12 protein-coding genes are annotated in these 14,617 nt (G+C 53.8%); 10 read left to right on the top strand and 2 right to left on the bottom strand.

Going from position 1 to position 14,617, the window contains the following annotated elements; genetic code table 11:
* Positions 1 to 137: 137 nt before the first annotated feature.
* Complete coding sequence (locus tag V5D86_RS00810) at positions 138 to 605, bottom strand: flavodoxin (protein ID WP_414594799.1); 468 nt, start codon at positions 603 to 605, stop codon at positions 138 to 140.
* 15 nt (positions 606 to 620) lie between these two features.
* Positions 621 to 1,256 (bottom strand): flavodoxin, encoded by a 636-nt coding sequence (locus V5D86_RS00805; protein ID WP_414594798.1) that lies wholly within the window; start codon positions 1,254 to 1,256, stop codon positions 621 to 623.
* Positions 1,257 to 1,419: 163 nt separating this feature from the next.
* On the opposite strand from V5D86_RS00805, the gene V5D86_RS00800 reads away from it, so the two are divergent.
* The 10 genes from V5D86_RS00800 (at position 1,420) to V5D86_RS00755 (ending at position 14,558) form a co-directional block, all read left to right on the top strand.
* Positions 1,420 to 2,052, top strand: coding sequence for a TetR family transcriptional regulator (locus V5D86_RS00800; RefSeq protein WP_414594797.1), 633 nt, complete (start codon positions 1,420 to 1,422; stop codon positions 2,050 to 2,052).
* A gap of 102 nt (positions 2,053 to 2,154) precedes the next feature.
* On the top strand, positions 2,155 to 3,306 hold the full coding sequence (locus tag V5D86_RS00795) for a homocysteine biosynthesis protein (protein ID WP_414594796.1): 1,152 nt from the start codon (positions 2,155 to 2,157) through the stop codon (positions 3,304 to 3,306).
* A 1-nt stretch (position 3,307) separates the two neighbouring features.
* Positions 3,308 to 3,712 (top strand): 4Fe-4S binding protein, encoded by a 405-nt coding sequence (locus V5D86_RS00790; protein ID WP_414594795.1) that lies wholly within the window; start codon positions 3,308 to 3,310, stop codon positions 3,710 to 3,712.
* On the top strand, positions 3,709 to 4,413 hold the full coding sequence (locus tag V5D86_RS00785) for a UPF0280 family protein (RefSeq protein WP_414594794.1): 705 nt from the start codon (positions 3,709 to 3,711) through the stop codon (positions 4,411 to 4,413). Before V5D86_RS00790 ends, V5D86_RS00785 begins: the two co-directional genes overlap by 4 nt.
* 407 nt (positions 4,414 to 4,820) lie before the next feature.
* Positions 4,821 to 5,828 carry an ABC transporter substrate-binding protein gene (locus V5D86_RS00780; RefSeq protein ID WP_414594793.1) on the top strand — a complete coding sequence of 336 codons (1,008 nt, stop codon included), beginning with the start codon at positions 4,821 to 4,823 and terminating at the stop codon, positions 5,826 to 5,828.
* A gap of 99 nt (positions 5,829 to 5,927) precedes the next feature.
* Positions 5,928 to 7,037: a FecCD family ABC transporter permease gene (locus V5D86_RS00775; protein ID WP_414594792.1), complete on the top strand. Its 1,110-nt coding sequence runs from the start codon at positions 5,928 to 5,930 to the stop codon at positions 7,035 to 7,037.
* Positions 7,034 to 7,816: an ABC transporter ATP-binding protein gene (locus V5D86_RS00770; protein ID WP_414594791.1), complete on the top strand. Its 783-nt coding sequence runs from the start codon at positions 7,034 to 7,036 to the stop codon at positions 7,814 to 7,816. The genes V5D86_RS00775 and V5D86_RS00770 overlap by 4 nt, the downstream gene beginning before the upstream one ends.
* The gene (locus V5D86_RS00765; RefSeq protein ID WP_414594790.1) at positions 7,816 to 8,853 is read left to right on the top strand and encodes an ATP-binding protein; all 1,038 of its coding nucleotides are present in this window, start codon (positions 7,816 to 7,818) and stop codon (positions 8,851 to 8,853) included. The genes V5D86_RS00770 and V5D86_RS00765 overlap by 1 nt, the downstream gene beginning before the upstream one ends.
* Positions 8,823 to 10,706, top strand: coding sequence for a VWA domain-containing protein (locus V5D86_RS00760; protein WP_414594789.1), 1,884 nt, complete (start codon positions 8,823 to 8,825; stop codon positions 10,704 to 10,706). The genes V5D86_RS00765 and V5D86_RS00760 overlap by 31 nt, the downstream gene beginning before the upstream one ends.
* A gap of 30 nt (positions 10,707 to 10,736) precedes the next feature.
* Positions 10,737 to 14,558, top strand: coding sequence for a cobaltochelatase subunit CobN (locus V5D86_RS00755; RefSeq protein WP_414594788.1), 3,822 nt, complete (start codon positions 10,737 to 10,739; stop codon positions 14,556 to 14,558).
* Positions 14,559 to 14,617 lie beyond the last annotated feature (59 nt).

Here is a 14,617-nt window from a genome sequence, read left to right as displayed (position 1 = left end):
GGATATCGGCTCCGTCGCTTATATACCCCCACGTTCCGAGACGCTCCGGATGCCTTTCCACAGGATGAAATGTGTCGCGGTCCCGCCCCGTCGGGGACGGGACGGAGGACCGCTCGGAAGAATCATTCGGAACGGCGTCAGAGACCGTTCCCGGAGACCCATGACGATATCCCGTCCGGGTCCTTGCGTCCGCCGGAGACCGCCAGCATGTCGGTGATCCTGGACGCGTTGCATGCCTTTCCGACATCCTTGTCGGCATGACCCTTGCCACCCCCTCCGTGCGTCACGAACGGGGCCACGGTCACGTCCTTGAAGTCATGGCCCTCCAGGAACGTGAGCACCGGGGGTGCCACCGTGCTCCACCAGTTGGGGGATCCGACGAACACCACATCGTACCCGTCGATGTCCACCCTCTCTATCTCCGGCCTGTATCCTGACGATATCTCGACCTTGGCCTTCTTGGTCAGCTCGCCGTACGGCTCCGTGTATGGCACGATGGGCCTGATCTCGACTATGTCCGATCCCGTCTGCCTCGCTATCTCCTTCGCCACTACCTCGGTGTTCCCTGACACCGAAAAGTACGCCACCAGTCCTCTTCCATCCATATCATGCACCTCCGCTCACTCCGGGATCAGCCCGAGCCCGTCCAGCCACGACCTGACATCGGTGGACTGGGTGATCCTCTGCCCCTCGATGACCGTCGCGCCTTCCGCAGAACCCTCGATGTACGATGTGGAGTTCGATATCGAGCTTCCTCCGCTCGTGCAGAACGTCACGACCGTCTTCCCCATGAGGTCGTAGTCCTCCAGGAAAGTCAGCACGGCCATCGGGGGTGCATTCCACCATATCGGGTACCCCACGACGATCGTGTCGTACTGCCCCATGTCCTCGACCTTAGTGTCGATCGCAGGACGCACGTCGTTCCTGAGCTCCTCCTGGGCGATCTCCGTCGTCGCGGAGTAGTCGCTCGGGTACGGCACGGTCGGCACTATCTCGAGTATGTCGCCGCCGGTCAGGTCGGCGATGCGCTGAGCCTGCGCCTCCGTGGTCCCCGTCTTGGAGAAGTACACGACGAGGACCCTTCCGTCGGAAGGGATGGTCGGGACGTCCGGCGTATCGGGTACGTCCGGCGTCTCCGGGACCGACGGACCCGTGGTCACATCGTTGTCGCCACCGTTCGTGAGCACCACTCCCGCCCCTATCGCCGCCACGGCGATGAGCAGGACGCATGCCACGGTGACATGCTTGACATTCATTCTCTCATCTCCAACATCATGGGCGGTCCTTGTGATCCCGACGCGTCCACTTAGTTGACACTGTGTAAATTATTATCGGATATAAATATTTCTGACACTGTGTCAATTATTAGCTGACATCAGGTCAGCATCGATATATCCGACCTATGCGCATGTCCTCATGATGACAGGGTTCAAGAGGGCGCGCACGGACGAGCAGGTCGCCATGAGGGAGAAGGAGATAGTCTCCGCATGCGGCAGCCTGTACTCCGAGGGGGGACTGGATGCGGTCAACCTGAAGGCAATAGCCGAGCGCACGTCCCTCTCCCGTCCGACCATATACAACTACTACGACACCAAAGAGGAGATCCTCCTGGACCTGATAAAGACGGATTTCGACGAATGGGACGCCGAGCTGAGGTCCGGGTTCGATGGGCACGGATCCATGTCGAAGGAGGAGTTCTGCAGGTTCCTCACGGATTCCCTCTCCGGTCACCTGCGCATGCTGGAGTTCTTCTCCAGACACCTGTACACCATCGAGATGAACTCCAGGCTGGAGAAGGTCGTAGGGCTCAAGATCGCCATAGGCAGGTCGATCCACACGCTGGACGATGTCCTGGAGAGATCCTTCGGATACGATGACGACGAACGCGCCCTGCTGATCAGCCTGATGTTCACGTTCATGCACGGCCTGTACCCGATGACCCACCCCACGGAGATGCAGAGAGAGGCGGCATCCCTCGCCGGACACTGCATAACCGGGGACTTCGAGGACATCTGCTTCAACGGCCTCATGCGCCTGATGCGGTCTCCGTGATGCCCAGAAGTCCGACACTGGCTCTATACCGCGACAGATTCTATATATGAAGGAATAGTGACACTCCCGCGCATTGCGGGCAACGAAGGCGGGGCGAGCGGTTTGAGCAAGACTTACGAAGAGATCAACGAGAGGATACGTTCCGGCAAAGCGGTGGTCATGACCGCCGAGGAGGTCGTGGACGTAGTCAGGAAGAAGGGCGCGGCGAAGGCCGCGGAAGAGGTGGACGTCGTCACCACCGGGACGTTCGGGGCCATGTGCTCCTCCGGAGCGTTCCTGAACCTCGGACATGCGGACCCGCCCATAAGGATGACCAACATCAGGCTCAACAACGTCGAGGCGTACGGGGGCCTGGCGGCCGTGGACACGTACATCGGTGCCACCGCGCTCGTCGACCCTCCCGGCACGGGATACGGGGGGGCCCATGTCATCGAGGACCTGATCGCCAGGAAGAGGATCCATCTGGTCGCCACCGGCCCCGGCACGGACTGCTACGTGAGGAAGAAGATCGATACCTATGTCACGATCGACGACATCAACGAGGCATACCTGTACAACCCCCGCAACCTCTATCAGAACTACAGCATCGCGACGAACACCTCCGACCGCACCATATACACGTACATGGGGAAGCTGCTCCCGAGGATGAAGAACGCCACGTACAGCTCCGCCGGCGCCCTGTCCCCCCTCCTGAACGACCCCCACCTCGACACCATTGGCATCGGCACCAGGATCTTCCTGGGCGGCGGTGAGGGATACGTCTCGTGGCAGGGCACCCAGTTCAACACCGCCGCGGAGGAGGTCAACGGGGTCCCCGTGAAGGGCTCCAGGACGCTCGCGGTCTGCGGCGACATGAAACAGATGGACCCCAGATACGTCAGGGGCCTGGACATCACCGGATACGGGATATCGCTGGCCATAGGCATCGGGGTACCCATACCCGTCCTGAACGAGGATGTCATACAGCGCTGCTCGATCACCGACGACCAGATCTTCGCGGAGATGCAGGACTACAGCCTCCCCAGCGGAAGGACCTGCATGCAGCGCTACAGCTACGAGGAGCTGCGCTCCGGAAGCATCGAGTACCAGGGCAAGAAGCTCAGGACATCGTCGATGTCATCGCTGTGCGGCGCCAGGAAGGTCGCCGACCAGCTGAAGGACTGGATCGAGAAGGGCGAGTTCCTCCTGAACCGTCCGAGCACGATGCTGCCGCGCGAGGGAAGGGTAAAGGGACTCGAGGAGAGGGGTGAGTGAGATGGAGGCCAGATTCAGAATAGACTTCGACGAGAACAACGTCCTGGAGTCGGTCACGTACACCCTCGTGTCCCGCTTCAACCTCAGGCCCAACGTCCTGAGGGCGGACATAGAGGGGGACGGGAGCGGGTTCATGCTCCTCAGCGTCATCGGCGAGGAGGACGACATCGCGGAAGGCATGGCCTACATCGAGGAGTCCGGGTTCAGCGTCAGGGAGCTCAGCGGGCACATCACCCATGACTACGACAGATGCTGGAACTGCGGAGCCTGCGTGTCACTGTGCCCCACCAAGTCCATCTACCACGAGCCGGACACTATGGCCGTGAGACTCAAGACGAACACATGCATCGCCTGCGGGGCCTGCATCAACGCCTGCTCCGTCAAGGCGATCCAGCTGGAACTGTGAGATTCAGATTCCAATACAGGGAGACAGTCCTCACCATCGTATGCGACGATGGCTTCCGTGACGTGGCCGAGGATGCGGCTTTCAGGGCAAGGGGCATCATAGAGTCGAAGATCTCCGAGGACCCTTTCTTCGGCATCACCTACGACCCGTACGCCCCGTGCGACGGGGACCATGAGCTGATATCCATGATGTGCTCCGCATCGGTCGCATCGTGCGTGGGACCCATGGCAGGGGTCGCAGGGGCGGTGGCGTTCCACATAGCCAGCGAGCTCCGGAGGAAAGGCTCCTCCATGGCCGTCGTGGAGAACGGGGGCGACATCGCGCTTTATTCCGAGGACCCGGTCCCAGTAGGCATATTCGCGGACCACCCGGTCCTCAGGGACATGGCGTTCCTGATGGGATCCGATGATATCACCGGAGTGTGCTCCTCATCCAGGACCGTCGGCCCGTCCGTGTCCCTGGGGATGAGCAGCATCAGCACCGTGTTCTCCGACGACGTGGTCCTCGCGGACTGCTGCGCCACGAGGCTGGGGAACCTCGTCTCGGACGAGGACCGCCTGCAGGATGCGGTGGAGAGCATAGGCTCCATCCCCGGAGTGAAGGGATGCCTCTCATGTTGCGGGAACAAGGTCGCCATGTTCGGGGACATCCCCGAGATCGTGTCAGCAGACTGTGATAGCGCGATCCAGAGAATTGAGTAACACTGATTTTAAATTTGTAATACTACACATAACGATGAAATATCTCAGAAAACCGTTGCGTTAACAATGGCCGAATCAGATGACCATTATCATGAATATCGATACGCACATAACGGTAAGTAAACAAGACCCGCACTTCAACACATATCAGCGACTTATAACACTGCAAAGAGCTACGGCTGTATACCTATACAAAAAATGTATGCATCAAACAGACAGATGTGTATCTAAAATCACTCATTCATAATATCAAGATACCAAATAGTCTGATATGTAAAAGAATCAATCACTAAAAATTGCATAATCATAACTTCTCTTTGAAATTTATACCTAAAACTAAGTTGGATTATTAATCCATATACGTTATATAGATGTTGGATTATTAATCCAACTAAGAGGATAGACTCATGGATAATAAGATTGTAGCAATATCTGCGGTAGCGATATTGTTGGTAGTGGGTATAGCTGCAGGACTCCTATGGAATTCTGATGAACCCGAGGAAGATGGTCCGATCACCGTGACCGCCAACGGAAAAACAGTGACTTTTGACGAACCTGTAGAAAAGATGGTCATATATAGCAAATACATAGCAGAAGCCGTCATACTCATGGGTGCCACAGACAAAGTGGTGGGTGTATCCAAAACAATCGCCAATGATACAAACTATAAACCATACTACTCAAACGCAACGAACCTCGGAGCAAACGCTCCCTCTGAAGGATTCGATACTGTCATCAAACTTCAACCTGACGTCATCATCACGTACAGCACCTACGACAATGACAATGCATACAATTCAGACATCCCTGTTTTGGAGATCGGTGCATCGAAATCCTCAGAAGTACAAACAGATGTCGAGATTCTTGGCAAGATCCTCGGAATGGAGGACAAAGCCCAGAAGATTCTAGATTGGTTCAACAAATACTACGACATCGCAACCTCTGCGAAGAATGTGGACGATACCAGATTCTTGATTGAATCTGCATCGAAGAGCAAACTAACTCTTTGCGGACCCGAATCCACGATGGGCGCGAACCTGGAGCTCATCGGAGGCAATAATGTCGTAACAGAGGGCAAATATCAATACTGGTCTGCCGACACAGTCATACCAACAGACCCCGAAATCATTCTGATTGTTGAATACAATGCGAATTGGAATGAGGAATATCTCGAATCATACAGGGATTCTGTCTGTTCGAGATCCGGATGGGATCAGATATCCGCCGTGAAGAGTGGCGAGGTATATTCGGTATCCAACGACATCTTCGGAGGTATCCGCAGCGTCGTCGGTGCAGTGTTCATGCTATCCCTTATAGATTCGAACTATGCGGACCTTGATGTGGCAGACATCATTGACGAATACAATTCGATTGCGGGAACCGACTTCAACAATAAGCTGGTCTACAAAAACTGAGGAGGAAGGGGGTCCCCTCCCCCTCCTTCGTTCCCTATCGGAAGTGACCTGATGGCAAACCATCTGCACAGTTTTCTTGACATCCTAAGAGGGAAAGGCGTGGATAATACCGCCCGCGGGAAATACCTGAATTCCACCCGCAGGAAGATCATCCTGATCCTATCCCTGACAATCACTCTTGCAGTGGCATCCATCGCCGTGCTGGGAATTGGTGGCGTCAACGTCGATTTCATCAACACGTTCAGAGTGATCTTCCACCCGATATTCCCCGATCATATAGCACAACCAGACTTTCCATACTACACGAACATCATAGTGGACTATCGTATGCCCCGTGTGCTACTGGGCATTCTAACCGGAATGTGTCTCGCGGTTGCGGGAGCGTCGATGCAGGGCATCATGAAGAATCCTCTGGCAGACCCGTTCACACTGGGATTGTCATCGGCAGCATCCTGTGGTGCGGGAGTGGGGATAATTCTGGGACCGACGATACTCGGTTCCCTATATTATTCCAACATATCGTTCTTCGGAGAAGTCGTCGGGGTCAGCTCGCTGTTCATGGTAATGACCGCGTTCGTATTCGGATTGGTCAGTGTGGTCATACTGCTGTCCCTGACAGGCCGCCGTCAGGTCAGCCAATCCACATTGATCCTGACAGGAGTAGTGATAGGATATCTGTTCTCTGCGGTCCTGTCATATCTCAAATACATATCCGACGAGGAAGCACTCAAGGACATCACACTCTGGCTTCTCGGAGGGATGTGGGGGTCCTCATGGAGCGCGGTAATCATCGTCCTACCCATAGCCATCCTGGGCATCATACTGCTGGAGACATATGCGGTGGACCTGAATGCTTTGTCCAGTGGCGATGATGTCGCCAAGAATCTAGGCGTGAACGTCCAATCCCTGAGAAGACGCATCCTGATAATCTCCGCATTAATGACATCGGCCTGCATGGCATTCACCGGGATAATCGGCTTCATAGGCCTGATGGCACCCCATATCGTCCGTATGCTGATCGGGAATGATCATCGCTACCTGATTCCCGTCTCGGCGCTGATGGGCGCATTGATCCTAGTATTATGCGATACGGTGGCCAGAGTCATAGTGGCTCCATCCGATCTGCCTGTAGGGATCATCATGTACGTCCTTGGAGGGATGTTCTTCATGTTCCTCATAAAGAAGATGAGAGGAGGCTACGAGATTTGAAGATAGAAGTGAAGAATCTCGTCCAAGGCTATGGGGACAATATCGTCTTGGACGATATCACTTTCAGTGCGGAGAGTGGCGAAGTCCTGGCCTTGCTGGGACCCAACGGTTCTGGAAAATCCACGCTCATCAAGGCGATATGCGGAATAGCCGACCCGAAGTCCGGATCCATATCCTTCGATGGTACGCCCATCGAGGAGATCGATGTGACGGATCTAGCCAAAATCGTATCATACGTACCTCAATCCACCACGTCAGGAGTCTTCACGACCGTCATGGATACCGTCCTTCTTGGACGCAGACCGTATGTCAGCTGGTCCTATCGTGACAAGGACATCGACATCGCCATAGAATCGATGGAACGCATGCGTGTAGACAAGTACTCCGACCAAAACGTGTCCGATCTCTCTGGAGGACAGAGACAGAGGGTCTTTCTTGCCAGGTCCTTGGCACAATGCCCCTCGTTCTTCATATTCGATGAACCGACCAGCGCATTAGACCTCAAACATCAGATGAACACCATGATCACCATGAACGATCTGGTACACAACGTCAATGCAGGCATGATAATCGCCCTGCATGACATAAACCTGGCCCTGAACTACTCGGACAAAGTCCTGATGATCAAGAACAAGAGGATCCATTCTTTCGGAACCCCTGAGGATGTCATAACCGAAGAGAGCATCAAAGAGGTCTATGGCGTTGAATCCCAGATCGTCCAGACTGACAAGGGCCGCTTCATTCTACCTATGAGACCGTTTAACGAAGGTGATGATTGATGACTGCAAGGAAAACATACCCGTTCGCTGCAATAGTCGGACAGGACGAGATGAAGGAAGGACTTATCCTGAACACAATCAACCCCTCGATCGGAGGAGTGCTCATAAGAGGTGAAAAGGGCACTGCGAAATCAACCGCCGTCAGAGCACTGGCTGCATTGCTTCCTGAAAGAGAGGTTGTCAAAGGATGCGCGTGCGGATGCCAATGGGGCAGATGGGAATCCCTGTGTCCAGACTGCATGGAACGCAGAACATCTGGAGGTCTGGAGATGGACATCCGCGCGATGCAGGTGGTTGAACTGCCCCTTAGCTCCACCGAGGACCGCGTAGCGGGGACATTGGATATCGAACATGCGATAAGTACCGGCAAGAAGAAATTCGAACCTGGGGTCCTTGCCAAGGCCAATGGCAACATCCTGTATGTCGATGAGATAAACCTGCTTGACGACCACATCGTGGACCTCCTGCTGGATTCTGCAGCCATGGGCATGAACTTCATCGAGAGGGAGAGCGTGTCCTACTCCCATCCTGCCAGGTTCATCCTGATCGGGACCATGAACCCCGAAGAAGGGGACCTGCGCCCGCAACTTCTTGACAGATTCGGCCTGATGGTCGACATCAAAGGTGAATACGATGATAGGAAGCGGGCAGAGATCATCCGCAGACGTTTGGCCTTCGAAAAGGACTCCGATGGATTCTGCTCAAGTTATGCGGATCAGAACACGGAGATCAAGAAAAGGATAATCGAAGCCAGAGCCATAATGGACACAATCGAACCGGATGACAGGACCATCGACATGGCAGTCAAGGTATCCCTCCACCTCGGTGTCGATGGGCACCGTGCCGACCTGACCATGGTCAAAGCCGCTTGCACATACGCAGCCTGGCAAGGAAGGGATCAGGTCACACCATACGACGTGATCCATGTATCGGGATTGGTGCTCCCGCATCGTATGAGGCGCAATCCTTTCCAGGATTCCACCCTCGATACGATGGAATTGAAAAGATGGATGGAAGCCACGGCGGAAACCCTATGAGGCACCTCTTTCCACCAGTGGCCGTTGTGAACGGTGACCGCATACTCAAGGCACTTGCCATAGGTCTGATCTCACCGGACATACATACCATCCTCATACGCGGACCTGTAGGCTCCGGAAAATCCGTGATCGCCAGAGGGATCGAGCATATCTCTGGGGACAGAAGGGTGGTCGAGATGCCACCAGGGATAGCCGTGGAGGATCTGTTCGGATCCATGGACATAGAAGTTGCGATCTCCACCGGAAAAAAGAGGGTCTCAGACTCCCTGCTGGAACGTGCGAATGGGAACATCCTGATTGCCGACAACATCAACCTTCAATCTAAGGAGGTCCTCCACACACTTCTGAACGCGGTCCTGGAGGGCAAAGCCGTCGGAGAAATGTCGGGAGTGTCAGTGAACCGCTGCTTCGATACCCTCCTGATAGGCACCATGGACCCTGCAGAAGAGACCCTGGATGAAGTGCTCATGGACAAATTCGACATCTGTGTCGATATGGATCCGATTGTGTTTCCCGAAGACAGACGCGAGGTGATCCTCAGATCCCTGCACTTCGAGAAAGATCCCGGAGGATTCATATCATCATTCTCCGAACAGACCTCCGACCTCATTTCCAAGATAAGATGTGCAGAATGCGAAAAGATCGAAATACCCGAGGGACTGCCGACCATGATCTCAGAGATCAGCAGGGAGATGTTCGTGGAAGGGCATCGTGGCGACATCGCCACCATGAATGTCGCTAGGGCATCCGCAGCGCTGGAAGGACATCCGAAAACTACGCAGGACGATCTGAAATGCGGTGTGATCATGTGTCTACAACACCGCAGACGTGAAATTCCACCCCCACCGGTGGATGAGGAGAACGACATCGAACCTGACGAATCAGAGGTGGACGATCCTGAAAAGCCGAATCAGGAGGATCAAGGGCAATCGCAACCGGATCGCGAGCGTCCTTCCGAACCGGACGATACTGAACATGATGAGAACCATCCGGGCCCATCTGGAGACACTGTGTTCGAAGTAGGCGAGAAGTTCGACGTCAAAGACTACATACCGCCAGAGAACAGGAACAATCGCAACCGCAGATCGGGAAGACAGGACTCCTCCTTATCCAAAGACGGATCTGGCAGAACGATCGGATACATGATACCACGTGGGAAGGTCCGCGATATAGCACTCGTTCCGAGCATACACGCGGCCGCCCCCTACCAAAGGACGAGGGATCACTCCATGGTGACGATAGCTCTCGAAAGGAATGACCTTCGTGACAAGGTCAGGATCAAACACAAGGGGACGACGGTTCTCTTTGTCGTAGACGGATCCGGATCCATGGGTGCCCAAAGCAGGATGGTTGCTGTCAAAGGTGCCATACTGTCGATGTTGGATGATGCGTACAAACGTAGGAATCTGGTGGGCCTTGTCATATTCAAAGGCGAATCTGCCGAAGAGATCCTACAACCGACCCGTAGCATTCTGACAGCATATCGCACCATGGAAGAGCTCCCGGTCGGGGGGAAAACCCCCCTGTATGCAGGCATCCAGGAAGGATACAGGATCCTCAGCAGGGAGGCAAGATCCGGATTGGAGCCGGTTATGGTGATACTTACGGACGGCAGAGGCAATGTCAAACCGGAAGGGTGCACGAACCTGGACACTGCCCTGAAGGACATGGCGGAAGCGATCGCAGAGGCAGGCATCCGCACCATCGTGGTCGATACCGAAATTGGACTTGTCCGTTTCGGCAAAGCGATGACCTTGGCCTCGATGCTGGATGCCACATACATACAGCTGGAGGATCTGGATGCCAAGAACTTGTCAACTTCGGTCAAAATGGCCATGAACGCTTTCGAATGATAATCCGATTTTTCCTTGGAGTGTGATCAGATGAATGACAGAAAGAAGGTTATGACTATCCTCTGGAAGAGCCACACGCCTATACTGGAGCGCATACGTGATAGATTAGGTGTGGTTTTGGAGATCGTCCAACAAAGCACTGACGATAGGACGGGGGAATTCGTCGATGACGTGGTCGCCAAGATGAAAGAGTGCGATGCCGTCGTGATATATAGACAGAACACACAGTTTGGTGCGGACCTCGAAGACCGCATCCTGCCGATAAAGAACTCCATGAGAATCGTGAGCTTCGGGGTCGATCCGACCATGTGGGCCATGACCTCTGTCGATCATAGTCTGGCGATAGACCTCTACAGATACATGCAAGAAGGCGGGGATGAGAACTTCATACGCATGTTCGATGCATTGGAGAAGGGGCTGGGATGGAAATGCGGAGAACCTCTCCCTCCAGAGAACATCCCGTGGCAAGGGATCTTAGACCCGACATCCGGGATCGTATATGACAGCACGGAATCCTATGTCGAAGGGACAGGCATCGATCCCAACAGACCGTTCGTGGGGATCATAGCATCGAGGCCCACATACCTCATGGATGGCCTTTCATTGGAAAGGGAGCTGTGCTCCGACCTAGAGGAACTGGGATTGAATCCTCTGCTGTCATTCGTGTCGTTCTCCAAGAAGGAGGAGTTCGGAGCCATGAGCCATGGCGAGGTCATAAGGAGATTCTTCACACGTGATGGGACGGCCATCGTGGATGCAATGATCAAGCTCTCCACCGGTTTCATCGGAAGCAGCATGACCTCCGACCCACAAGACCCAGACTCGCTGAACCTTCTCAAAGATCTCAATGTACCGATCTTCCAGCCGGTGGTCATGGCCCGTATGTCGGAAGAGGAATGGAGACAGAGCATAGGTCTGACATCCGACATAACATGGCAGGTGGCTTTCCCGGAGTTCGAGGGAATAATCGAACCGATCGTCATCGGTTCGGACGTCGGGCATTCCAGGGACAAGGACAATGTCAGGACATCCTTCCCCGATCGTCGCGAGATGTTCGCCAGACGCATACACAACATCATAAAGTTGCGCCACAAGCCCAGGTCGGAGAGAAGGGTCCTGATCCTTCTAAACAACTTCCCGTGCAACGGTGTGGAAGCCAACGTTGGTAACGCAGCCGGCCTGGACAGTTTGGAGAGCGTGGCAGACATCATGAAGAGGTTGAGAGCAGAAGGATACCATGTTGAGCCACCCGAAGACGGGAAAGACCTGATCACACGCATACTCGACTCCAAAGCATTATCCGAATTCAGATGGACCACCTCTGTCGAAATGAAGAAACATGGAGGCGTCATCCACGAGATGGACCTGGACGAATACAACCAGTACTTCTCCACCCTGTCGAAAAGAACACAGGACGATATCGTCTCCACATGGGGCGTGCCTCCAGGAGAGGGGATGGTCCTCGACGGCAAGATCCTGATCACAGGCATATCATTCGGCAACGTCATCGTCGCGGTTCAGCCAAAACGCGGTTGTTTCGGCACACGTTGCGACGGACAGGTCTGCAAGATCCTCCACGATCCTGCGTGCCCGCCAACACACCAGTATCTAGCCACATACCACTACTATGAAGATGTATGGGGTGCGGATGTGGTGATGCACACAGGCACACACGGAAGCATGGAGTGGACTCCCGGAATGGGCATCGGCATGACACAGGATTGTTATCCAGACATATGCATGCGCAATGTTCCCCATGTATACATCTACAACTCGGACAACCCGTCAGAAGGGCTGGTGGCCAAACGCAGGTCATATGCCACCTTGATAGACCATATGCAGCATCTGATGACCGGCGTGAACCTTTACGGTCCGTTCGCGGAGCTGGATGGTCTTCTCTCCGAATACTCGACGGCAAGGAACGACCCGACCCATTCGGAGGAACTGAGGAAGAAGATCCTCGACAAGGTCCATGAAGCAAATATGGACGATATAGGATTGACGGATGACACGGAGCTTCAAGAGTGCGTCCGCATATGTCACGAGGCCCTATCAAGACTTCGCAATTCTCAAATGAACAAAGGAATGCACATATTCGGCAGGATGCCGACGGGCCCGAACAGGACAGAGGCCGTGAACTCCATCGTCAGATATGGTGAGGAACACGATTCCATCCGTGATTGCATCTCGGACATCATGGGCTTCGATCTGAGTGAACTTTACAGAGATCAAGGGCGCATCGATGAGGAATCGGGCAAATCATATGGAGAATTGATAGAGACGATAGGGAAGAATACCCGCGATTTCGTAGGATGCATCCTGGCAGGACTGTCCGTGGAGGAATCCCTCGCAGATATCGGAATCTCAGCCACACCAGAACAGGTCGAATCATTCTCCAAATACGTGGACATGATCCATGATGTGAACTCCCGTATCGATAATTCCGATGAAATTGGTTCCCTATTGAACGGTTATAATGGAGGGTACATATGTCCAGGACCATCAGGATACATAACCCGTGGAAGATATGACATCATGCCTACCGGACGCAATTTCTACGCCATGGATCCCTATTCGGTCCCATCCAAAACAGCTTGGACGGTAGGTTGCAGGATTGCCAGAGAGACGATTGACAAATATCTGGATGAGGAAGGCAAGATGCCCGAGAGCATCGGCCTGTTCTGGACCATGGGTGAGCTGATATCCACGGGAGGAGAGACCATGTCGGAAATCATGTCCCTGCTCGGTGCCGAACCTATCTGGGAACCGGACGGAAGGGTCAAGAGTTTCCACATCATCCCATTAGAGGAATTGGGCCGGCCCAGGATAGACATCTCAATCAACGTCTCATGTATCCTCAGGGACAACATGATGAACGTCATCGACTTCATCGATGAGGTGGTCAACGAGGTAGCAGGATTGGATGAACCCGATGACATGAACTTCATACGTAAACACAGCATGGAATCGATGAAATCAGGTATGACTCCCGAAAAGGCGAACACGCGCATGTTCGGTGCACCTCCGGGAACATACACATCTGGGGTAAATCTGGCAGTTTTTGCCAGTGCATGGAAGGAAGATAAGGATCTGGCAGACATCTTTGTCAGAGTCAAGGGGCATGGCTACGGTGGGAAGAGGAACGGACAGCCGATGTACAAACAATTCGCAACAGTTCTTTCCAGGAACGACATCGTCTTCGATCGTACAGTATCAGACGAGACAGACATACTATCATGCAGCTGTCATTTCAGCAATATAGGTGGAATGGTCTCTGCATCACGTTACCTGTCTGGGAAAGACGTGAAATCATACTACGGAGACACCAGGGATCCGCGCGAACTGACGATCGGGACTCTCGCCGAAGAATTCCGTAGAGTCATGAGGACCAAGACACTGAATCCGGAGTGGATCTCCGCCATGAAAGAGCACGGATACAAAGGTGCCAATGAGGTTGCCAAACGCGTGACCCGTCTGTTCGGATGGCAAGCCACTACGCACGAAGTGGATGGTTGGCTATTCGATGAGATCGTGGAATCGTTCCTCAAGGATGAGGAAATGCTAGGATTCTTCCAGGAAAACAACCCTTACGCTCTGGAAGAGATGTCCAGACGTCTCCTCGAGGCACACTCCAGAGGACTTTGGGAGACGGATGACGAGACATTGGGATTCCTGCAGAATGTCTATCTGGATATCGAATCGGATATGGAGGAACGTGCAGGCGAAGGGGAATATCAGGGTGGCAGCATTGACATATATGATTCCAAAAGCGTACCCTCATGGAATGAAGGCATGTCCTCTTTATCCGACATGACCTCGAAATTCCGTGAATCCGAGACAAAAACTAAGTGATAAACAGGGCGGTCACTAACCGCCTTTTTACTTCATCCCCTCTCCCTTTTAAATCTCGA

Source organism: Candidatus Methanoprimaticola sp. MG2 (assembly GCF_047501175.1).
GTDB lineage: Archaea > Thermoplasmatota > Thermoplasmata > Methanomassiliicoccales > Methanomethylophilaceae > Methanoprimaticola.
The sequence above is the reverse complement of the archived record's forward strand: the minus strand, read 5'-3'. Positions and strand labels throughout refer to the sequence as shown.

Bases quoted from the DNA above. Each gene is read 5' to 3' on its own strand.
- V5D86_RS00790 (WP_414594795.1), top strand. From the start codon at position 3,308: ATGGAGGCCAGATTCAGAATAGACTTCGACGAGAACAACGTCCTGGAG.
- V5D86_RS00780 (WP_414594793.1), top strand. From the start codon at position 4,821: ATGGATAATAAGATTGTAGCAATATCTGCGGTAGCGATATTGTTGGTA.
- V5D86_RS00805 (WP_414594798.1), bottom strand. From the start codon at position 1,256: ATGAATGTCAAGCATGTCACCGTGGCATGCGTCCTGCTCATCGCCGTG.
- V5D86_RS00800 (WP_414594797.1), top strand. From the start codon at position 1,420: ATGACAGGGTTCAAGAGGGCGCGCACGGACGAGCAGGTCGCCATGAGG.
- V5D86_RS00755 (WP_414594788.1), top strand. From the start codon at position 10,737: ATGAATGACAGAAAGAAGGTTATGACTATCCTCTGGAAGAGCCACACG.
- V5D86_RS00760 (WP_414594789.1), top strand. From the start codon at position 8,823: ATGGATGGAAGCCACGGCGGAAACCCTATGAGGCACCTCTTTCCACCA.
- V5D86_RS00810 (WP_414594799.1), bottom strand. From the start codon at position 605: ATGGATGGAAGAGGACTGGTGGCGTACTTTTCGGTGTCAGGGAACACC.
- V5D86_RS00765 (WP_414594790.1), top strand. From the start codon at position 7,816: ATGACTGCAAGGAAAACATACCCGTTCGCTGCAATAGTCGGACAGGAC.